The sequence below is a fragment of the Methanosarcina subterranea genome (genome assembly GCF_055385895.1).
On sequence record NZ_AP042426.1, the window covers coordinates 2,165,665 to 2,188,019 of the forward strand.

Genomic DNA, 22,355 nt, shown 5'->3' on the forward strand with positions numbered 1-22,355 from the left:
ACTGATTAAAAATATACACAAGTTAAAAGAAATTAAGTTTGACCTAGTTCACATGTTCTTTGTTGTTAATCATAGATTAATGCAGGGTAGATAGCAGAGAACCAGTAGATCCATAATACAATTGTGATTATGCTGGCAAGTAATATTTTTGCAATGTTTTTAGTGAATAATCTATACATTATTGCCGCAAGAATTCCTGGAGAAAACAGGACAAAAGGTGGTCTCAGTACATAAGGGAAATGTTTGAAAAAACTGGGCAGTGTGTTTGTCTGAATTGCAAGAACATGATATATTGCCATTGTTCCTGCTATAACAAAGATTGCTTCTATGATTTCTTTCAATATTTTCTGTAAATTTTCTGTCATGTGTTATTAAATGTTTTACCAACCTAAATAATTTATTTTTATTGATAACATTTTAAGTATGTGAGAGGAAGTATATTAAGTTCTGAAATTAACGCCTACTGTAATCAGGAAGATTCTTCCAATTGCTTATACGGAATGGAAGGAAATGGGATTCTCAAAAGGTACACTGCACTACATGAAAAAGAATGAAAAGGCTGAGAAGCCTTTTACTCTTAACGATGATTTTCTGGAAAGAGTGAATAAATGGGAAGCATTGGTCAGGTCAAAAGTAAAAATGTTCAATCTTTCATACATGACGATATAAAATCCATACCTAAACTTGTGAGCGTAAATGCTTGATTAACCCTAATGCTTCTGCTACCTACTCTTCCATTATAAATCGCTTCAAACAAACCCCTATCCTCTATGCAATGAACTCTCATTAAATTACGTAGACTTGCATTAATAGGCCAACCTGCATCAGGAAATTCTTTGCAAATTTCTTTAAATCCTACCTGAATATCAGGGAGATTTATAACACCTACCATACCCGATACTTCTTTATTTATATATTCGTTTATATATTTTAATACTCTAGCATCTAAAGGTGTTAAGCTTTTTATTATGTCAATGTAAACATATTTGAATTCAAAATTTCTGGTTGGATCTAAACCGTTCGCTAATAGTCTACACCAGATATCTTGTAAACTCTCATCTTCTTCTAAGCTTGCGTATTCCATTATTGGTATTGCGAATTTTGGAGGAATTGGTCTAGTTTCATTAGTTCCTCTTTTTTCTAAAATTTTTTCTACCTTATTCATTATGACGACTTGATTCTGAAATCGATAGAGTTTCAGCCTATCACCTAATAATCCAACAGAGTCTTGAAACGGTTCACCTAACACCTTTGCAAGAAAGCTACCCAACTTAACACTAGCTTCAACTGAAGCTGTCCCAAATTTTGCAATATCTGCCATAGCTTTTGCTGATTCTTCCATCTCAGACATAAAAAGAGTTATTACTGTTTCATTAGTTATGTATTTCGATTTTATTAGATTCAGTACCAAAATCCAGTGATGAATGTAAAATTAAAAATCACTGGATTTTATAATTGGTTACAATTCTTGTGATGAGACTTTTGGATCGAGGTATTTAGATCTCGAATATTGATTTTGCTTAAAGACTGGATACTTCTTGCGAATTCAGAATTTCAATCAAGAAATGCAAAAATCACTAGATATTGGAAAAGAGTCTGTTCAAGCCTTGTGAATACAAATCTCGTATCAATAGCCATTCCTCCGTTTTTCAGCATGATTTACAATCCTCAAACCTTTCTCAAGGATTGGGTATTGAGGAATTTTAATCCGGCTAAAATGAGGAATTATTCACCGGCCTTGACATCTCTATATCAATGAACATAGTCAACGATTCAGCAATGTTTCTGCCTAGTCTTGAAAGCTCAAAAATGTAAAGCTCAGACACTTCACCAGCCATTATTTGTTCATATACATGTTTGAAACCCTTTCTTGCAGTAGGAGCTATTGTGCCTGATACAGCTTCATCTTTGTATAATATCAAGTGATTCTATGCCGTGTTTTTTTGAGTTTAGGAATTGGTTGTTGATATCCTGTTCTCAGTGGATACACAACAATAGCCGATTTTTTTACGCATCACGATTTATTTAAAAGGTTTACATATAAATGCATCAAAAGTAACATTTGTTACAGATCATATGCTAACCGATGACAAATGGAATGAGATTCAAATAAAAAGATTTATTATCTTAATTCAGATAACAGTAGTGTAAATGTTAATTAATACTCGACTATATTATGAAATATATTTTAATTATTAAATATAAATCGCCCATCCATTTGACTTGAATATTTTTGACCTGGTAATTGTGCAGTTACAACAAAATGATGATTGAAAAAAAGGAAAAGATGAAAGATGATAGAAAGGTGTTGAAAGATGAAATCTCAAAAGACTAATGTGCTCAAGATTTCTGTAATCTTTTTGATTATCTTATTTCTTGGAATAATGAGTGCATTTATTACACATGCTGCATCATATAATTTTGTAAAAGTAATTGGTTCTAAAGGTACAGGTTCTAATCAATTTAATTCTCCAATGTACGCTACTACAGATTCGTCAGGTAATATTTACGTTGCTGATACTGGCAATAGTCGTATTGAGATATTTGACAAAAATTTTAATTACTTTGACAAATGGGGTTCAGGTGGCAGTGGAAACGGGCAATTTTTCACTCCTAATGGAGTTGCTGTAGATTCTATGGGGAATATTTACGTTGCTGATCATAACAATCACCGTGTTCAGAAATTAGACAGTACAGGTGGATACATTAGTCAATTTGATTCTTCTACAATTGGTGACGGTTTGAGTTTTTATCCTGTTGATTTAGCTGTAGATTCTTTGGATAATGTTTATGTTTCAGATAGCAGAAGCAATCGAATCGTGAAACTAAACAAAGACGGAAATTACCTAACACAATGGGGTTCCAAAGGTGCGAGCAGAAACCAATTTAATGACCCAGAAGGTGTTGCTGTCGATTCTTCTGGAAATATTTATGTTGTCGACTCAGGCAATAGTCGTATTATGAAGTTCGATAGCACAGGTACATATCTCACAGAATGGGGTACTCCTGGACGGGAAGATGGACAATTCCGACATCCACATGGTATTGCTATCGATTCTTCAGGGGCTATATATGTAACAGATACAGGCAATCGGAGAATTCAGAAGTTCGACAGCACAGGTTCATATGTGACAAAATGGGTTTCTCCAGAAAATGGTGATGGGAAATTTCAAAATCCAGTAGGTATTGTTGTAGATTCTTCGAATAACGTTTATGTCGTTGACTCATTCTATCATTGCGTTTTTCAATTTGTTAAATCGATGTCACCTACAGCTAATTTCGACAGCAGTGTAACTAGTGGTAGCACTCCTCTTCCAGTGAAGTTTACAGACCTATCGGAAAATGCAACTGGATGGTACTGGGACTTTGGAGATGGGTCAACTTCTACTGACCAAAATCCAATACACAAGTATCTTACTGAAGAAACTTATACAGTTAAGCTTACTGCTACTAATAGTGCTGGCGGGGATACTATTACAAAGTCAAATTATATCTCAGTGAAAAGTGGTCCACAAACACCCACTACACAACCACCAGTTGCAGAATTTACTAGTAGTGCAAAGTCGGTCGATGGCTCATTGATTGTCACCTTTACCGACACAAGTACAGGAGAGCCTACTTCTTGGTTATGGGATTTTGGTGATGGAAATACATCTACTGAACAAAACCCAACTCATACTTATGCCGAGTCAGGTGACTATCATGTAACGTTAATAGTTTCTAATAGTGCTGGAACGAATGATTCTACTAAGGAAGTATCACCTGAGTGGGGATTATGGCAAGTCGTAATTGGTATTATCTCAATAGTAGTTGCTATTATCGGTATAATTAAACAAAAATCTAAACCGCCACAAGATAATAAGCAACAACAAAAACAACTAAAAAATGAAAGAGAAAGCGAATGATCTCATGAAAAAATGGAGCAAATTCGTCAACAACGTGACGGATAATATGTAAGCTAATCTCAAAACTAGAGAAATGAAAGTGAGAAGCTTCAAAGTTACTCTTGACCGAATCGAAGAAGACATTGCAGTCCTGCTTGTTAGGGATGAAGAGATAATTAAAATTAACATCCCTCTCTTTTTATTGCCTGCTAGCAAGGAAGGAGATATACTGGATATTTCCATTGACAGGGATGTTCAAGAGACAGAAGATACAAACCTGCTTTCGGCAGGTAAACCTATAAATTAATATCATTAATTTTATATCTCTTTCTTGGTTATCCCATGGCAGAGAAAAACAGTAGTAGAAGAGTTGAATCCTCCTTAAAACGTACACGGTTCTTAGGTCACCTAGGTCTTATGGCTGGAGTTTTCCGAGAACTTGAAGTTGACAAACTGATCGATGAGAAACTTCCCAAAGAACGGAATCATAATGTTCCTCACTCAGTCTGCATCCTTGCCATGGTACTCAATGGTCTAGGTTTCATAGGGCAACGTCTGTACCTGTTTCCTGATTTTTTCAAAAACATTTCTACTGAAAGGCTTTTTGGAGACGGTATAACAAAAGAAGACCTGAATCAATATGCTATCGGAGAGACTCTTGACAAAATCGTAAAATATGGCCCTACAAAACTGTTTACGGAAATTACCCTTCACATTATGGCTCGTCTACCTATTCCTGTTCACTGTTTACACTCTGACACTACAAGTGTCAGCGTTTATGGTGATTATGAAGACGAAGAAACTGAGTCTATTGATATTACTTTTGGAATTCCCAAAAACGGAAGATGGGACCTCAAACAATTTGTACTGAGCTTGATTGTTAATCAGCATGGAATACCACTTTTCATGAACACACATTCAGGAAATGCTTCCGACAAAAACACAATTCTGGATGCAATAACGTCTCTCAAATCAGTTTTAAGACCTGAAAGCAAAGTGTACTATGTCGCTGATAGTTCCTTTTACACAGACAATAATATCCAGAATATCGGAAAATCATTCTGGATCAGTCGTGTTCCTGCAACAATTTCCGAGGCAAAGGAACTGCTAACTGCAAATCTGAACCTGAAAACGCTAAAAAGTGATGAGAGGTACTCTTTTTATCAAACCTTTGTGGAATATGGCGGAGTCAAACAAAAGTGGGTTTTGCTGCTTTCTCACAAGATGAAGGAGAAGAAAGAGAAAACTCTCAGGACGAAACTTGACAAAGAGGTTGAAAAAGCAGAGAAGGCTTTTAAAAAGCTGAAAGGAGAGGACTTCTTCTGCGAAGAGGATGCATCAAAAGCTGCAGAGAAATGGATTAAAGAATTCCCTTCTATTGTTTTTGAAAAAGTTGATTTGAAATCCATTAAAAAACGTGAATCAGGTAAAAGAGGCAGACCTTCTAAAGATGAGGAATTAAAGACTTATTTCAGGATTGATGGAAGCATAAAGGTTAATGATGCTTTTGTTTTGAATGAAATGGAGAAAATGGGACTTTTCATTCTTGCGAGTAATGATATCACTCTTTCTCCGGGAGAGATGCTGAAGTATTACAAAGGACAGGACAATGTAGAAAAAGGATTCCGATTCTTGAAAAGTGATACATTTAGCATATCGAAAGTCTACCTAAAGAATAAAAGCAGAATTGAAGCACTGGCTATGACAATGGTTCTCTGCTTAATGATTTATTCAATTGCAGAATGGAAATTAAGGACAAAATTAGAGGAAGAAAATGAAACGGTTCCAGATCAAAAAGGAAAGCCAACAAAAAGACCTACGATGAGATGGATATTTGTCAATTTCCAGGGAATTACAGAACTTATTTCTCAGAAAGAAGGTGAAGTAAATTCAGAAATACTGAATATGGAGGATCTTCACTGGAAGATATTGGGTCTCATGGGAGAGAAATATGAAAATATCTATCTCTAATTACGTTAACCTGCCGAATGTAGGCTCAACCCTATGGAAGACCTCATTATCCAGACCTTAAGGGTACTGGGGATTAAAACAACCCGTAAAAATACCTGGGAAAAAATCGAAAAACTTATTCAATCGGGGATAGAAAGCAATGAATTGACCTGCATTCTCAATGAATTGAATAAAATAATTTATTTTATAGAGTGAACCCGAAAAATGGTTAATCTATTTTTACTGTGGAGCTATTTAATTTATTTTTCAATTTTATTTGCTCTCTTTCTACAAATCGTGTTATTCTCTTTTTGTCTCTCTATTTTTTGTTTTTATTTTTCTTTTTACTGTAATATTTTTAACAATCTGTAATAATTAATTATTTTCAAATAGTCTTATATCCACGCTGTAATATCTCTCTTGCAATTATGTTCCTTACAGTTAAAGAAAATAACAGGCCATATACAGCAGTCATCATGTCCTGTATTCTGTTTGGCATGATAGGCATATTTGTAAAAGAAATTAAAGATATGGATGCAGGTTCTATTCTATTTTACCGGCTATTTTTCGGATTTGCGGTCATTCTGGGGTATCTTGTAATATTCGGAGGAATTGGAAATATTCAACTGAAGCAGAAGAAGTTACATATGCTTTTGCTTGGGGTCCTTAATACAATAACAATGTTTACGTATTTTTCCGCGATTAAACATACCGGTATTCCAGTAGCTGTGCTTCTCCTGTATACAGCACCGATATATGTCACCCTGCTCTCTCCTTTACTCCTGAAAGAGCACGCGACTTTCCGGGATATGCTTGCACTTACCCTCTCTATCTCGGGTATACTGCTTGCTGTTAATCCTTTAAACATTTATGGAAGTACGGCCTCAGATGATGGGTATTATATCACAGGAGTCCTTTTCGGACTGCTTTCAGGCCTTTCATACGGTTGTTCGATCATGACCATGAATTACCTGAAGGAAACTTATTCGGTTATAGGGCAGATGTTCTGGTCAACAGCAGTGAGCCTTGCCCTGCTTCTACCTTTTGGAATTTCCGTATCAGACCCGGTCCTGCTCGAAAACCTGAAGCTCCTGGTACCTTTAGGCATCATTGCCACGGCTCTCGCATCTCTTCTGTACTTTAGAGGAGTGGCGCGTATAAAAGCGCAGACCGCAGCTGTGCTCTCCCTGCTTGAGCCGGTGAGTAGCATCTGTTTCTGTTGCATGCTCCTCGGAGAGCCTGTGCAGCCAAACACAATAGGAGGCTGTCTCTTTATCCTTGCAGGCGCTGCACTTATCGGTTATAATGCCCCGATCCGGCAGGGAGCTTCAGAAAAGTATTTCCAGGACATCTGGGCAAGATTTTTCCAGCCTTACATGCCCCTTAGACCGGGGAAGCTCTGATTTCCTTCCCCTTAAGCCTTTTTTAAAAAAGATTATTTTTAGATCAAGAATTAAACTCTCCAATTCCTGATTTATCTAATTTCCCTTTTTCTTTTTCTTTTTTCAAAACCCCTTTAGCACTTACTTGTTACAAAGACCATAGCAGCCACTACCGTAGTCCACTTACCGTCCTTGTCGCCTTTTGCAGTCTGGCATATATGGAAAGTATCAAAAATGTGCCCGCTTGCCTTGTACACCTGTTCTCTCTCATGCCAGGCCATCTCTGCATCAAACTCTATGCCGAGAGTTGTTGCCAGCATCGTTGCAGCCAGGTCTTCGGCATATTCTCCGGCAATTACTTCTTCTTCCCCAAAAGAGTGGTGTTCGGAAATGTAGCCGTAGTTATCTTCATTTACAGGTACAGCAGTCCCTATAGCTGATGCCATCAGGCGGTGCGGCTCGTTAGTATCGTTTCTCGCAAGAACACAATGGACAATTGCACCTGGCTTCAATTCTGAAAGACCTTCTTCTCTAGGTACGAGTTTACAATTGGGAGGCAGAATACTTGATACGCTCACAAGGTTGTATTTCTCAATTTTTGCATCCCTCAGTGCGAGTTCAAAGGATGCTAATCTGTCCTTATGGACCCCGGATCCTTTTGTCAAAAATGCTTTTCTAGGGATCATGATAACTCCTTTAAGTGTTTATGCTTCATACATTTGCTGTGCGATTTCCATTGTCTGGGCAATCAATACACACATAAATGATTTATGAATGATTTAAAACTCTTCTACAGTCTAGAGTGAACTTTTCGAATGAGCTATTAGCTTAAACCAATATTTCATGTTCCAAACGTACAGGAGAGTTATGAACTTTACCCTTTATCACTATCAATTTTCGGCTGTGGAAGTCTCTTCCGGAGAACTGCATTCCCTGGATAGAGTTCGGTCCTCAAGCTCATCAAAACTTTCAGAGAATTTTTTGTGTCCGGATACCGCTCTCTCATAAACATCCGAATTTGAGATTCCTTCGAAGATAAACCTGGTCTCAAGGGGAATATCACCCGTATGGACCATTATATCCTTCTTTTCTACACTGACAGTGACCTGGTCCGGAGAAAGCCCTGATTCAGCCATATAATCAAGAATCAGCTTTCTTCCGAATTCCTCAGCGAACTCGATAGCTTCACTTCTTATAATGAAGTGCCGCCTCCCCACAGGAGTGTAGACAAAAACCCCTTTAGTCCTAATGTCATATCTTGACTCGCTGTAAGTTGTGCGGACTGTTATTTCAACGCGTTTTGTCCCTTTTCCCACAAGGGCTCCCACAGCATTCCCTACCCCGGAGTATTCCGGGACAATTATTTCGGCATCGATCAGTTTTTTCAGGTCGCCCACATAAGCTCTGACCGGGCCTCCCAGAAGCACAACCGGGATATCTACCTTAAAGCGGGAGAAAAAGCTGCCTTCAAGCATTTTCTCAATTTCATTTCTATCAACCCCTTCCATAAGGAATGAAAGGAGGTCTTTTGCCATATTCCTGGCAAAAAGCCGTTTCACATTCATACAGAAATCCTGCCTGCCGGTCCCGGCGAAGTTTGCAAGCAGCGTAGCCCCTATGACCGAGGCTTCGGAATCCCATTCAGTGTATTCTCCGAGCACATGAAGGGCGTCAGTCGGAGTAAAACCGATAGCCTGAACAAGCCGCTTCTGAATCAGGGAGTCCATCACTTTTTTTGAAGGAAGTATATTTTTGTCCCAGTAGACGTCTTTAAGAGAAAGAGGTTCATTTCCTATAAGGGCAAGGAGTTCTTCTTCTTCTCTGCTCAGGTCAACAGGTTGCTGTTTTGTCCTTACAAAGAATTTTGTTGCCTGGATATGCTCATTCATTTTTAGCCTGTCAGGAATCCAGCGCTTTTTCAGGGAATTCATAAATGAGGGGTAAAGGACAGCAGCCCTGCAAAGTGGAATAACCCTTCGAGGCCCGATATTTGTCCGGGTGCCCTGGACCCAGATATGGCTGTCCCCTCCCATTGCCGAGGTCTCCATCCTTAGTGCCCTCACCTTTGTCTGCCAGCCTCCAACAACTGCTCCGTTTTCACTGAGGTAAGGAAGCCCTTTATGGATCATGGAGACATCCGTACTTGTCCCTCCAACATCGATAACCGTACAGGTCTCATGTCCTGACAGATAGGAAGCCCCAAGAAGGCTTGCAGCAGGCCCCGAAAAGACCGATTCTATGGGCTTTTTCATGGCTTCGTGCATGCTTACTACAGACCCGTCGCAGCGGAGCATTGCAATCCTGGATTCAAGCCCTCTCCTTTCGATCTCGCTCACAACGGTTTTTAAAAAACCCTCTGCTACTGGCAGGAGCTGGGCATTCAGGTAAGCTGTAACCCCCCTTTCATAGGCTCCTAAGGACTGGGCAAGTTCATGCCCGCAGACAACAGGAAGCCCTGTAAGTTCCTGAATCAGGGCTTTTATACGTAGTTCATGCTCAGGGTTGCGGACGCTGAAATATGAAGAAACTGCAAAAGCCGAGACTCTGCCCTTCAGCCTCAGTACAAAGCTTTCAACTGTGGAGAGGTCAAGTGCTGCTATTTCATCTCCATGGCTGTCGTGTCCACCCTGCACCATTATGCAGTTTCCAATCTCGGAATCCGCAGGGATTTCATAATTCCCTACAAGGACCAGCCCTACAGGATAGCCTGTTTTTTCCAGGATAGTATTGGTTGCAAGGGTTGTGGAAACCGAAACCATTGTCACAAGCTTCAGTTTTTCAGCTTCAAGCCCGTCAATAGAATTCGTAATTCCTTCAAGAAGGTCGGGATATGTTGTGAGTGCTTTATTAGAGCCGACAACCTTTCCATCCGAGTTCCGGATTAATATGGAATCGGTATAAGTGCCGCCGGCATCGATACCTAGACTGTATGCCATTTTTTTAACTTCCTGAACTTATTTTTATATCTTCGGAATACTCATAATGTGCCATTTGATGATTCCGATTATTACTACTATTATATCTTTGATCTCTGAAATTATTCGTAAGCTGTTCTTTTTCTTTCCCGTGCCATAGCTTGCTGTTCAAGGAAAGAAATACCTTAATCCCAGCCAGTCCTTTAAATAACCTAAAAGATCCGAAATCTGGATTTTCTAGAGCAAACGGATTATCGAAGAACAAGTTTATACATCAAAAGCAAAACTTAAACTTAATCACGATTTCAAACTCAAAGCATTCTGTTTATACATTATACAGTTATTTTTATTTTTTACATTTTATCTTTATTTTTTATCTTTATTTTTTTATTTTTACTTTTGAAACTCTGTAATCCGAATTGCAATATCTGCACTATTGGGGAAAAAATATAAATGTTCCGGGTCTTCCGGAACTCAAACTTTCGGCATTCCGATTCCGACAAAGACCAGTTTTGATTCTACGGGCATTGTGCCTGCTTCACTCAGGGAAATATCTTTTCTGCTCATCTCTATCTGAACCTGCCCTTTGTCAAGGCCAGCCTCGACCATGTATTCCATTACAAGTTTTCTTCCTAGAGATTCTGCGTGCGCCAGGGCTTCCGGGTAGCTCCCGAAGGTTTCCCTGCCCTGGGGTGAAAAGAGAAGTACAAGCCTTTTCCGATCTTTTGAATAGGTGCTCTTAATAAGAATTTCAATCCTTTTTATGCCCTTCCCGACAACAGCCCCTACAGCATTACCTACCTCCGAATATTTGGGGACTATAATGTCAGCATCAAGAATTTGCTTTAACTCCTCTGTATAGGCTACTACAGGTCCTCCGATAAGCACGACAGGTATCTTCATCCTGAACTGCGCGAACCTGTCCGACAGGATAATTTTTTCAATTTCCTGGGAAGGGACATCTTTTAAGACAAAAGACATCAGGTTGACTGCCATGTTCTTTGCAACGTCCTTTTTTATGCGCCTGCACAGTTCAATATAGTCTGTCTGCGTGTAGCGTTCGAGCAGTTTTGCTCCGGCAATTGAGGCTTCCGCATCCCAGCCCCTGTAATCTCCAAGCACGTGCAGGGCGTCAGTCGGGGTAAAGCCAATTGCCTGGATAAGGCGTTTTCTTATCAGGGAATCGAGAAGTCCCGGAGACAGGGTTTTCTGAGTTTCCCAGAATATGTCGTTAAGGGAGGTAGGGGAATCTCCTATCCTGTCAAAGAGTTCCTGCTCGAAACTTCCAAGATTAGAAGCTTCTGCCCCTGTCCTTATGAAAAATTTTGTGGGCTGCACATTCTCTTCCAGGTGCATGGTTCCGGGAATTCTCCCTTTTCTCAGGACTTCAAGAAAGCCGGGATATTTGACAGCAGCAACACAGAGTGGAATTACTCGACGGGGGCCTATGTTGATTTTCAGATTCCTGACCCATACATGGCTGTCCCCTCCCATTGCCGAAGTCTCCATCCTAATAGCTTTGACCTTGGTCTGCCAGCCCCCTACAATAGCCCCTTCGGAGCAGAGTTCTGGAAGCCCGTTTTCGAGCATGGAAACATCCGTACTCGTCCCGCCAACATCAATGACTGCACAGGTCTCAAGCCCTGAAAGGTGAGATGCCCCTACCAGGCTTGCAGCAGGGCCTGAAAAGATTGATTCGATGGGTTTTTCCAGAGCTTCGTTAATGCCCACTACGGAACCGTCGCATTTGAGCATTAGCAGCCTGGCGTTCATCCCTCTTCTTTTGATCTCCTCCCTGATCGAAAGGATAAACTGACTTGCAATAGGAATCAGCTGGGCGTTAAGGTAAGCTGTAACCCCTCTTTCATACGCTCCGAGGTCAAGGGAAAGCTCGTGTCCGCATACAACAGGAAATCCCGTAAGTTCCTGAATACGAGCTTTGATTGCCAGCTCATGGGCAGGGTTCCGAATACTGAAATATGAGGAGATTGCAAAAGCCGAGACATTGTCTTTTACCTTCATAACAAAAGCCTCAACTGCTTCCATATCAAGAGAAACAAGTTCAGCTCCGTGATGGTCGTGCCCTCCTTTTACCACGGTATAAAGCTCAGCGTGCATTTTTTCCGGGATTTCGTAATCCCCTACAAGGATTAAACCTACAGGATAGCCATTTTTTTCAAGGATTGTGTTTGTAGCAAGAGTTGTCGAGACTGATACCATTTTTACGTCTTTTAAGTATTTCTCATCCAGCCCGTCAATGGAGTTTTTAATTCCTTCAAGGAGGTCAGGATAGGTCGTAAGAGCTTTATTCGAGTCCATCACCCTGCCATCAGAATCTCGGATGATGATCGAATCGGTATATGTCCCTCCTGCGTCAATGCCCATGCTGTATTGCATTTGAATATCTCCTGTTAATTTTTTCATGAATGGGGTTCATAAATTCTTTTGTTTGTGAAATCTTTTATTAGATTATTTTGCCGGATATAAATAGTGCCTAAAAATATATAATAATTAGTTGAAGCTAACATTTTCCTGCTTTGAAAAAAATCTGGTAGCTTTTCATAAGCAGTCATCAAACTTGTGTTTCAATCAGGATTTCTTTATTTAAAGCCCAAGATTTATATAATTAGCCATATAAATCTCTCTTTTAAGAACCTGTTAAGAAAGCCTTAAAAAGTACTTTTAAGCCTGAAGTAAGCTTTTTGATGTTCTTATAAACTGATTGAGGAGGGTATATGATACTTACAGAGATTTTTAATCAGCTAAAGGAACTCGAAATAAAATTCAATGAGATCAGCTACCCGCCTGAGACTACTTTTCAGTCGTCCTTCTCCTTTAAAATCCGAAAAGCGGAACAGGATTGTTTACAGCACCATTTGCCTGTGTTTGAGATTGAAGAATTTCTCGAAAAGGTAGAACAATGACATATAGAGTGACAGTTCATCCTTCAGTTCGTAAAAATCTGAAAAAGTTGTATATCCTCGATCAACCGGTCTATGATTACGTAAAAAAGCGTCTCCGACTCCTGGCTCATAAGCCTGAAATGGGCTATCCTCTTGAGGCTGGGTTCCAGGGAAAATGGAGGATTCACATAGGACCCTACGTGCTGATTTACACCTTTAACAGTGCCAGCAATATACTTACCCTTCTTACTTTTGAGCATTATACCCGGGCATATGATATGGATACGGCTTATGTTTAAGGAGTCTTATTTATCTCTATTTGTAACAATTCAGGTGGCCTTTGAAAGGCTACAATTTTTCCTCTTTTCGAGGAAAAATTGCATATAAATTAAATCCTATTTTGTTTCGTTATTATGCTTACACGTGAAGAGATCCTCGTTATCTATGAAGCTGGTCCTGAAGCTGTAATTTCTGTAATCCAGAGACTTGAAACTATCATAGAAGAACAAGCTATTCGAATTGCTGAACTAGAAGAACGTGTAAGGATTTTAGAATCTCGCTTAAATCAAAATAGCAGAAACAGCAGTAAACCTCCTTCTACTGACTTTTTAGTCAAAGAAAAACCTAATCCCAAGAGTCTCCGGAAAAAGAGTGGGAAGAAACCTGGAGGTCAAGAAGGTCATCCAGGCACAACTCTTGATATGGTTAATGATCCTGATTAGGTAATTGAACATTCTTTGACCTGCTGCAAAGAATGTGGACATACTCTTGAGGATGTTGAAGTTGAAGCTTATGAGAGAAGACAAATTTTTGATATTCCTCCTGTAAATCTAATTGTTACGGAACATCGAAGTCAGATTAAGACCTGTACTCACTGTGGAAAATCAAATAAAGCTTCTTTTCCAGAATCTGTGAAATATCCCGTCCAGTATGGTCCTAATATTTTAGCTTCAGCAATTTACTGTAAAAACTACCAGTTTATTCCCTATAAAAGGATTTTAGAGTTTTTTGATGACGTTATGGGGATAAAAATCTGTTCTGCTACGATAATCAGAGCAGAAAAAGAATGCTTCCGGAATTTAGAGGAGTTTGAAAATATGAGTAAGGAGAAGTTAATAACTTCTCCTGTTATCCATTGTGATGAAACTGGGATGAAAATTGAAGGAAAAAGGCATTGGCTTCATGTAGCTTCTAATGACAAATACACCTGTTATTTTGCTCACTCAAAAAGAGGATCAAAAGCAATTAATGCCATGGGAATTCTTCCAGAGTTTAAAGGAATAGCAGTTCATGACGGATGGAAACCCTATAACAGTTATGAATGTGATCATGCTCTTTGCAACGCTCATCTCCAGAGAGAACTTACTGGAATTGAGGAGAACTATAAACAGCAATGGGCTAAAGAGATGAATGAACTGTTAACAGAAATGAAAAAGTATACTGATGAATGCAAAGAGCAAGTCAAAGATCTGGATTTTGAACAAATTAAAGCGTTGGAAGAGAGGTTCAATGCTATCGTCATGAAAGGGATTGAAGAAAATCCACCTTCTCTAAACCCTGAAAAACATGGAAAACGTGGTAAAAATCCAAAAACAAAAGCAAGGAACCTACTTGACAGGTTTATAGAAAACAAAGAACAGATCCTGAGATTCCTCAATGATTTGAGAGTTCCATTTGAAAATAACCAGGCAGAAAGAGACATAAGGATGATGAAATTACAGCAGAAAATATCAGGAACTTTCAGAACTATACAAGGAGCGGAAGCTTTCTGCAGAATTAGAGCTTATATTTCGACCATTAAAAAGAACGATTTACCTGTTATAGAAGGTATTCTCGCGGCGCTCAGCGGAGCACCGCTAACTATACCCTGAGTAGTTACCTCTATTTTTAACTATGGCTATTATCTCTATTTTTAACTATGGCTACTGCTTTCCAAATGGATCTTTCCGCATCGCCGATCTGCCGACGCTACCTGTCTTTTGAATTTTACTTTTAACAGGCCATATCAGGATAGAAAAAGTTTTACTCATATCCTGCTGCGATCCCCTTTTTAATCGGTTGATATTATTCTCGAATACCCGGAAATGGCGTCTTCATAGTGTTTCACCATGCGCATGTGCCTTAAATCAGCGCCAGTTGGATATGAATAAACAACTGTCAAACTTATGATGCTGCCAGAAAAAAGAGTAATATGGAAAAATTCCGGAGAAATCCTCCGTTTGATTTGAGGAAAAGCCTGTCTTGACCCTAAAAAACCGTTTTTTTATGTAGTTTACAGGACGCCTCCACCAGCTTATCTGAAGGTCTATAGAAAGAAGCAGAAATTTACCTTTTTACTGGTTATTTTTTTATTTTAGTTTATTAAAAGTGCTCTTAGTCATTTTTACCTGTTATTCTTTCCTGTTTTCTCATGTCTACCTGATATTCTGGTACTCCGGCTACTGGCACACCGACAGTCAGCACTCCGACTGTTTTTGCTTTCAGGAGAATTTCATTCTCAGCTTTGTTTTCACTTTCATTTTTAGTTTCATTTTCTATCTTACTCTCTTCTTCCAGGCTCATAAGGAGAGAGCTTGCAAGAATAAGAATGCAGCCGATCAATGTGCTCCCGGATACAGGGTCGTTTAAGATCAAATAAGCAAAAAAGATCGCACTTACAGGTTCAAGGAGGGAGACAATACTCGCATTCTGAGCTTTTACCTGTTCAAGTCCTGTGAAATAGAGAATAGAACCTATAGAGGTTATCATTAACCCGAGGAAGAGAAGGGCAGGCAGGTTCTCAAGCAGGGCTGCGGGAGATATCTGCAGCATAAAGGGAAGGAGGATCACAAGGGTCACGCCTGTTGAAAGGAAAAGCTGTTCCAGGCCTGAGTATTCATCCCTGAGATAGCGCGAGGTCATAATTATGCAGGCATAGAAAAAACCCGAAAAAAGCCCCATCAGTACCCCGAATAAATACCCCGAGCCAGCTTCTGCCGTGCCGGGAACGAGATTCTCATGACCCACAACCATCACCACCCCTATAAGGGAAAGTGTGAGAGCAGCAAGGTTTCGGGTGCTTATTTTTTCTTTGAGGATAACAGGGGCAACTAACAGGACATAAAGAGGGGCAGTATAAAGCAGGAGCACTGACATAGAAACATTCGTAAAACTCACAGCCGTATAATAAGAAAGCATGACTCCGGCATGCCAGGCTCCGAGAAGCAGCAGGGCTGTTCTTTTTCCTCGAAGCCGTATCCCTGAGAGTTTTCCGGCAGCTGCAAGGTAAGCGGCAAGAACCAGAAAACCGAAGAGGAGCTGGCAAAAAACAACAGGACCCGGAGCCATGTTTTTAATATATAGGAAAAAGATTCCTGCAAACCCGTAGATGACGGATGCGGCAATAACCTGAGCATTTGCTTTTAAATACTTGGGCTCCATGACTTCATCAAATAAGAGCCCTATTTAAATAAGCCTTTCCCGAGCGTCCTGAAAAACTTAAGAACCAGGCTGACAATTTTAGAAATAATTTGAATGAAATGAACAATGTTCGATGTCGTTAAATACTGTCAAAACAAAAAAAGAATTATAATAATAATAATAATAATAATAATAATAATAATAATAATAATAATAATAATAATAATAATAATGTAACTATTCAGCCACTGATAAAAAAAGTATATTTTTTCAGCAAAATGCTGTAATTCTCAGGATAATAGCGGCGCTCTGTTGAGCGCCGCAAGAATAGCATCTATAACATTGAAACCATTCTTTTTAATTGTAGAAATGTAAGCTCTAATTCTGCAGAAAGCTTGCGCTCCTTGTATGGTTCTGAAAGTTCCTGATATTTTCTGCTGTAATTTCATCATTCTGATGTCTCTTTCTGCCTGGTTATTCTCAAATGGAACTCCCAAATCAGTGAGGAATCTCAGGATCTGTTCTTTGTTTCCTATAAACCTGTCAAGTAAGTTCCTTGCTTTGGTTTTTGGGTTTTTACCACGTTTTCCCTGTTTCTCAGGATTTTGAGAAGGTGGATTTTCTTCAATCCCTTTAATGATGATAGCATTGAACCTTTCTTCCAATGCTTTAATTTGCTCAAAATCCAGATATTTGACTTGCTCTCTACACTCATCAGTATATTTTTTCATTTCTGTTAACAGTTCATTCATCTCTTTAGCCCAATGCTGTTTATAGTTATCCTCAATTCCAGTAAGTTCTCTCTGGAGATGAGCGTTGCAAAGAGCATGATCACATTCATAACCGTTATAGGGTTTCCATCCATCATGAACTGCTATTCCTTTAAATTCTGGAAGAATTCCCATATCATTTATTGCTTCTGATCCCCTTTTTGAGTGAGCAAAATAACAGGTGTATTTGTCATTAGAAGCTACATGAAGCCAATGTCTTTTTCCTTCAATTTTCATCCCAGTTTCATCACAATGGATAACAGGAGAAGCTAGTAACTTCTCTCTAATAACGTTCTCAAATTCCTCTAAATTCTGGAAACATTCTCTTTCTGCTTTAATTATAGTAGCAGGACAGATTTTTATCCCCATAACGTCATTAAAAAACTCACAAATCCTTTCATAAGGTATAAACTGGTAGTTTTTACAGTAAACAGCTGAAGCTAAGATATTAGGACCATACTGGACTGGATACTTTACTGATTCTGGAAAAACAGCTTTATTCAATTTTCTGCAGTGGGGGCAGCTCTTTATTTGACTTCGATGTTCTGTAACAATTAGATTTACAGGAGGAATGTCAAAAATCTGTCTTCTCTCATAAGTTTCAACTTTAACATTCTCGAGAGTATGTCCACAATCTTCGCAGCAGGTCAAAAAATGTTCAATTACCTAATCAGGATCATTAACCATATCAAGAGTTGTGCCTGGATGACCTTCTTGACCTCCGGGTTTCCTGTCACTCTTTTCACGGCGACTCCTGGGATTAGGTTTCTCTTTAACAAAATCAGTAGAAGGAGGTTTACTGCTGTTTCTGCTGTTTTGATTTAACCGAGCTTCTAAGACTATCAATCTTTCAGTAAGTTCTTTAATCTGAGATTCAAGACTCAAAATGTAAGCAATAACTTCAGGATTTGAAGCACACAGAGCAAGGATCTCTTCACGTTTCATCAAGGAGAAAAATGATTCATTTTATATCCAATTTTTCCTCGTTTCGAGGAAAAATTGTGTAACCTTAACAAGATACCTGAATAGTTACCATAGGAAATGTAGTACGTAACTTATTATCTTTATCTGTTATGACGGCCGGGAAAATCCAGAGTCGGGTACTATTGTAGAGCCTCCTGTCTGGTCAAAGAAAAAAGTAAGCTGACTGGATAAACATGCTCTGTTTGCCGCATTCTGCTTTACTTCTGGGAGAGTATAGCTAACAGGATCGCTAAAACTATGATCAAAAGTTTTGAGGTAACCAGAATTAGTTTGTTCCTCAATATCCTTTCTTTTTCTGGTTTTTTGTTTTCTTCCGGTTTTTCGTGTTTTTCAGATTTTCGCTCCAGACTTTCGGCCATTCTTTTCGTTCCTTATCCTTTTTTATGTTAATTTCTTTTTGAAACTTGAATAATTTTTCCTTTTTATCCGGGAAAACCGTAACCCGGATCTTGTCCATATTTTATTCCTGAACCCTGAGATTTCTCAATTTTTTTATATCAGGAGCAGCCCGTTTTGCCAGTCATTGATTATTTTGGTAGCTGTTCTCATTTCATCTATCTCGCCTTTCTTTTGCAAGAAATTGCACTGTTTGCCTATCAGTTCAATTACTGGGTAAGATTTCTGATCTTCGATTGTGATATTGTAAAATAACTCTATGGAAGTTTTGTTTTCGGCGAGCAGTTTTTCTATTATCTTAAGGGCAACACCAAGTGGATCCCGCAGGTGAGTTACATCCTTTATCCCGAGCAAGCCCTGAACATATTCATCGTTTTCATCGAAAGGGATGACCCCCGGTGTATCAATAAACATGATACGCGAACCTGCGCCCACGTGCTGCACTCCTTTTGTGTGGCCGGATATGGGAGAGGTGCCCGCCCTGTGTCTGCCAGTAACGCCATTGATTACGGAGGACTTGCCTACATTGGGATAGCCAAGGGTGCCGACAAGGATATCACGATCTTTTATATAGCAGGCAGATGCAAGTATCTGGTGCCTTAACATGGTTGTTCCGGACCTGTCCTTGCTGGATATAAAAATCGTAGGGGCAATTTTGGAGAGGATGGATTTGGTTTTCTCAAGTTTCTCTTTTGATACGAGGTCGCACTTATTAATGACTATTATGAACGGCTTCTTTAAACGAATAATATCCTTTTCAACCTCACTGTTTCGGGTCTCTTCCGGAAACCGGGCGTCTATGACCTCAAGAAGGACATCAGCTTTTTTTATAACATCCCTTACCAGAACTTTGTAGCTTGCCATTGAGCTGTGCTATGATGGGGTAAGGATATAAGGATATCTTCAAATCAGGACACTTCACACAGGAAACTTTGTTTCCATAACCTGTGCCTCAGAGACGAATAATACAGAATAACAAAAAGAGCAGTCAGTTGGTAACCGATACACTCGACAAAATTCATACAATAATTTCTCAGCTAATAATACCTCAACTGATATTTTTTAGCTAATGATTCCTCAGATGATATTTTTCAGCTACAGAGTTTCAGCTATCGACTTTTTGTTTCTCCAGTACTTTCAGAACGGGTTCACCTGTTCTCTGTCGGGTTACTGGCAGTTCAAATCTAAAAGACGAACCTCCTCCGATTTTGCTTTCAACATATATGTTGCCGCCATGCATTTCAACATACTTTTTTACAAGGGTTAGCCCCAGTCCCGTACCTTCGAAAGTCCGGCTTAAAGAAGAATCTACCTGGATAAATGGCTTAAAAATTTTCTCAAGGCTATCTTCAGCGATTCCTATTCCCGTATCTTTTACCGTAATAATTACGCGATTTCTTTCCTGTTTTAAGGTTACATTAATTGAGCCATCTGCAGGTGTGAACTTTAGAGCATTACTTAATAAGTTGCCCATGATCTGTTGAAACTTACTTTCATCAGCAGCGATCCATAATGTTCTATTTTCTGAATTGTAATTTAATTTAATATTCTTCTCCTGGGCTCGTGGGAGAATTATTGCGATAACTTTATTGATAGATTCATTGATAGAAAATTCTTCGATGTTGAGATCTTCATTTCCAGCTTCTGCTTTTGATAAATCGAGTATGTCATTGATAATCTCGAGTAGGTTTTTTCCGCTTGACGAAATAAACTGAACATATCTGGATTGCTTTTCATTCAGGGACCCTGCAATTCCTTCTTTTAGCAGGTCCGAAAACCCTATTATGGAGTTTAAAGGGGTTTTCAGTTCGTGACTCATGTTGGTTAAAAACTCGCTTTTTGTCCGGTTTGCGGTTTCTGCAGCTGTTTTTGCATTTATTAAAGCCTCTTCTGCTTTTTTTCTAACGGTTATATCCCTTATAACCACAATATTTGCCGGCTGATTCTGGTAAATTATTTTAGTACCAAGACCTTCAATCCATAACGGCTCTCCTCTGGAAGAAACTGCTTTGTAAACACTGAGGTAGCCTCCCCTGTCATTGAGGACATTTATCTGGTCTTGAATTGCAATGGAAACTGACTCAGGAGCGAGGTATTTTGCAATGCTCATACCTGTTACTTCTTCGAGCTCCAGATCAAACATTTTTCCAACGGCAGCGTTTGCAGCCAGAATCCTGCCTTCAAAATCAAGTATAAGTAGTCCATCGAGAGTATTGTTAACAAGAGTGCGGAAATTCTGTTCACTTGATTTCAATGCCTCTTCAGCTCTTTTGCGCTCTGTAACATCCCGGACATACACTATCAGCCTTTCTTTATCTCCCAGTTTGAATGTTCTGGTTGCAGTTTCAGCTGTAAAGAGCGTACCGTCCTTTCTTTTGTTTATTATCTCTACGTTTTTGCCTTCTATTATTTCTTTATTGAGTGTTTTATCTGGGAAGTTACTTCTGAAGCCCTCATGAAGGAGATCAACTATTTTCAGACCCAGCATTTCTTCTTTATCGTACCCGAAAATTTTGCAGGCTGCCCTATTACAGTCAACAATCTTTCCACTACTTGCTCCTATGACTATGCCATCAATTGAAAGTTCTACTATCTGTTTGAATTTTTCTTCCGATTCTGCAAGTTTCCTTTCTGTCTTCTTGCTGGCAGTAGCATCATAGATGTTTGTAAAAAGAAGTTCCTGACCTCTGATATTAATTGTATTAATATACATCTCTACATGCCTTATTTCTCCACTGGCAAGTTTATGGCAGGAATAGAAATGGCCTTTCTTTTCGGAAAAAACCTGCTTACTGATTTCTCTATTCCTTTCCTGAGAAAACGTATCAATATCAGTGATTTTTTTTGTAGTCATCTCTTCATAAGTGTACCCGTAGTAAGTACATGCAGGTTCGTTTGCATCGACAATATGGTAATTGAGCGGATCTACGAGAAGTGTGACAGCCGGACTGTTATTAAAAAGCTGTTTATACCGATTCTCGCTTTCATGCAGAGCTTCGTAATTCTTTTTTATCCTGATTAGAGATTTTATCCTTGTCTTAAGCTCAAACCTATCTATCGGTTTGTGAATAAAATCATCAGCTCCGCATTGAGTTGCTTTTATTTTGTTCGGCTTCTCAAAAAATCCGGAAATTATGATTATAGGTATGAACCTGGAGCCTGGATTACTTTTGAGTATGCTGCATATTTCATACCCGTCGCATTCAGGCAGCATCAGGTCTAATAAAATTAAATCAGGGAGCTTAGTTTTCACCAGTTCAATGGCTTCTTTTCCGGTATATGCAGGAATCGGAATATACTCATCCTCGAGCTGTAAACATAGTAGTTCTACCTGATCTCTCTCGTCATCAATTATGAGAACTTTTGGTTTATCGGAAGCGTACAATTCGATCATCTTGAATACCATTTTTCATGGTTTTTGCAACTAATGAGAAAATCTTATATAGATTTACTATATGTATGATCTTTAACTTATATAATTTCTTTTCCTGAAAAAAATTAAGGAGTTTTCAGTGAGAACCTATTTTCATCGGGTTTTTTTACCCCTTCTATTTTTCTTAAGTGAATAATCATATGTTATAAACTCTAAATTCATTTATTCCTATTGCGCGTTCTCAAGGTTTCATGAACTATCTTTCCGGAATCAGTCAGGAAAGTCAATGCAAACTAATTATAATATTTTTTTCTGTAGTGTGATGGTTTCATATCTTATTCTCTTCTTTAGTAAAATTTATTTAAGACTGTTTGCCTGAGATAGGCCTTATTGAGACTG

At 39.0% G+C, this 22,355-nt stretch carries 17 protein-coding genes and 2 pseudogenes; 8 read left to right on the plus strand and 11 right to left on the minus strand.

Annotation, left to right across the window (positions count from 1 at the left end; translation table 11 throughout):
- Window positions 1–65: 65 nt before the first annotated feature.
- Complete coding sequence (locus ACZ5A8_RS09475) at window positions 66–365, minus strand: hypothetical protein (RefSeq protein WP_464533558.1); 300 nt, start codon at window positions 363–365, stop codon at window positions 66–68.
- A gap of 145 nt (window positions 366–510) precedes the next feature.
- On the opposite strand from ACZ5A8_RS09475, the gene ACZ5A8_RS09480 reads away from it, so the two are divergent.
- Entirely contained in the window at window positions 511–669 is a 159-nt protein-coding gene (locus ACZ5A8_RS09480) for a hypothetical protein (protein ID WP_464533560.1), read from the plus strand.
- On the opposite strand, the gene ACZ5A8_RS09485 is transcribed toward ACZ5A8_RS09480, so the two are convergent.
- Together ACZ5A8_RS09485 and ACZ5A8_RS09490 are read right to left on the minus strand one after the other, a co-directional pair.
- The gene (locus ACZ5A8_RS09485) at window positions 644–1,351 is read right to left on the minus strand and encodes an Abi-alpha family protein (protein ID WP_464533561.1); all 708 of its coding nucleotides are present in this window, start codon (window positions 1,349–1,351) and stop codon (window positions 644–646) included. The two genes, ACZ5A8_RS09480 and ACZ5A8_RS09485, sit on opposite strands and share 26 nt — an antisense overlap.
- A gap of 361 nt (window positions 1,352–1,712) precedes the next feature.
- Window positions 1,713–1,922, minus strand: coding sequence for a recombinase family protein (locus tag ACZ5A8_RS09490; protein WP_464533562.1), 210 nt, complete (start codon window positions 1,920–1,922; stop codon window positions 1,713–1,715).
- Window positions 1,923–2,315: 393 nt separating this feature from the next.
- On the opposite strand from ACZ5A8_RS09490, the gene ACZ5A8_RS09495 reads away from it, so the two are divergent.
- From ACZ5A8_RS09495 to ACZ5A8_RS09510, 4 genes are all read left to right on the plus strand, one after another.
- Complete coding sequence (locus ACZ5A8_RS09495) at window positions 2,316–3,905, plus strand: PKD domain-containing protein (protein WP_464533563.1); 1,590 nt, start codon at window positions 2,316–2,318, stop codon at window positions 3,903–3,905.
- Window positions 3,906–3,984: 79 nt separating this feature from the next.
- Window positions 3,985–4,191 carry a DUF3006 domain-containing protein gene (locus tag ACZ5A8_RS09500; RefSeq protein ID WP_464533565.1) on the plus strand — a complete coding sequence of 69 codons (207 nt, stop codon included), beginning with the start codon at window positions 3,985–3,987 and terminating at the stop codon, window positions 4,189–4,191.
- A gap of 35 nt (window positions 4,192–4,226) precedes the next feature.
- On the plus strand, window positions 4,227–5,855 hold the full coding sequence (locus tag ACZ5A8_RS09505; RefSeq protein WP_464529695.1) for an IS1634 family transposase: 1,629 nt from the start codon (window positions 4,227–4,229) through the stop codon (window positions 5,853–5,855).
- A 407-nt stretch (window positions 5,856–6,262) separates the two neighbouring features.
- A complete protein-coding gene (locus ACZ5A8_RS09510) occupies window positions 6,263–7,237 on the plus strand; it encodes a DMT family transporter (RefSeq protein ID WP_464533566.1) in 975 nt (324 codons plus the stop codon).
- A gap of 113 nt (window positions 7,238–7,350) precedes the next feature.
- Here ACZ5A8_RS09510 and ACZ5A8_RS09515 read toward each other — a convergent pair whose 3' ends face one another.
- The 3 genes from ACZ5A8_RS09515 to ACZ5A8_RS09525 form a co-directional block, all read right to left on the minus strand.
- Window positions 7,351–7,902 (minus strand): pyruvoyl-dependent arginine decarboxylase, encoded by a 552-nt coding sequence (locus tag ACZ5A8_RS09515; RefSeq protein ID WP_464533567.1) that lies wholly within the window; start codon window positions 7,900–7,902, stop codon window positions 7,351–7,353.
- 204 nt (window positions 7,903–8,106) lie between these two features.
- Window positions 8,107–10,152 carry a hydantoinase/oxoprolinase N-terminal domain-containing protein gene (locus tag ACZ5A8_RS09520; RefSeq protein WP_464533569.1) on the minus strand — a complete coding sequence of 682 codons (2,046 nt, stop codon included), beginning with the start codon at window positions 10,150–10,152 and terminating at the stop codon, window positions 8,107–8,109.
- 453 nt (window positions 10,153–10,605) lie between these two features.
- Window positions 10,606–12,528 (minus strand): hydantoinase/oxoprolinase N-terminal domain-containing protein, encoded by a 1,923-nt coding sequence (locus tag ACZ5A8_RS09525; protein WP_464533570.1) that lies wholly within the window; start codon window positions 12,526–12,528, stop codon window positions 10,606–10,608.
- Window positions 12,529–12,866: 338 nt separating this feature from the next.
- Here ACZ5A8_RS09525 and ACZ5A8_RS09530 point away from each other — a divergent pair, with 338 nt between their 5' ends.
- The 3 genes and pseudogenes from ACZ5A8_RS09530 to tnpC (ACZ5A8_RS09540) all read left to right on the plus strand — a co-directional run bounded on the left by ACZ5A8_RS09530 (window position 12,867) and on the right by tnpC (ACZ5A8_RS09540) (window position 14,905).
- A complete protein-coding gene (locus tag ACZ5A8_RS09530; protein ID WP_464533572.1) occupies window positions 12,867–13,055 on the plus strand; it encodes a hypothetical protein in 189 nt (62 codons plus the stop codon).
- Complete coding sequence (locus ACZ5A8_RS09535) at window positions 13,052–13,333, plus strand: type II toxin-antitoxin system RelE family toxin (protein ID WP_464533574.1); 282 nt, start codon at window positions 13,052–13,054, stop codon at window positions 13,331–13,333. The genes ACZ5A8_RS09530 and ACZ5A8_RS09535 overlap by 4 nt, the downstream gene beginning before the upstream one ends.
- A gap of 114 nt (window positions 13,334–13,447) precedes the next feature.
- A pseudogene (gene tnpC, locus ACZ5A8_RS09540) lies at window positions 13,448–14,905 on the plus strand (IS66 family transposase).
- 502 nt (window positions 14,906–15,407) lie between these two features.
- On the opposite strand, the gene ACZ5A8_RS09545 reads toward tnpC (ACZ5A8_RS09540), so the two are convergent.
- The 5 genes and pseudogenes from ACZ5A8_RS09545 to ACZ5A8_RS09565 all read right to left on the minus strand — a co-directional run bounded on the left by ACZ5A8_RS09545 (window position 15,408) and on the right by ACZ5A8_RS09565 (window position 21,989).
- Entirely contained in the window at window positions 15,408–16,454 is a 1,047-nt protein-coding gene (locus tag ACZ5A8_RS09545) for a DMT family transporter (RefSeq protein ID WP_464533575.1), read from the minus strand.
- 269 nt (window positions 16,455–16,723) lie between these two features.
- Window positions 16,724–18,151, minus strand: a pseudogene (gene tnpC / locus ACZ5A8_RS09550) (IS66 family transposase).
- A 313-nt stretch (window positions 18,152–18,464) separates the two neighbouring features.
- Window positions 18,465–18,644 carry a hypothetical protein gene (locus tag ACZ5A8_RS09555; RefSeq protein WP_322222839.1) on the minus strand — a complete coding sequence of 60 codons (180 nt, stop codon included), beginning with the start codon at window positions 18,642–18,644 and terminating at the stop codon, window positions 18,465–18,467.
- A gap of 35 nt (window positions 18,645–18,679) precedes the next feature.
- Window positions 18,680–19,447 (minus strand): GTPase, encoded by a 768-nt coding sequence (locus ACZ5A8_RS09560; RefSeq protein WP_464533577.1) that lies wholly within the window; start codon window positions 19,445–19,447, stop codon window positions 18,680–18,682.
- A gap of 241 nt (window positions 19,448–19,688) precedes the next feature.
- Window positions 19,689–21,989 carry a PAS domain S-box protein gene (locus tag ACZ5A8_RS09565; RefSeq protein WP_464533579.1) on the minus strand — a complete coding sequence of 767 codons (2,301 nt, stop codon included), beginning with the start codon at window positions 21,987–21,989 and terminating at the stop codon, window positions 19,689–19,691.
- Between the last annotated feature and the right edge of the window lie 366 nt (window positions 21,990–22,355).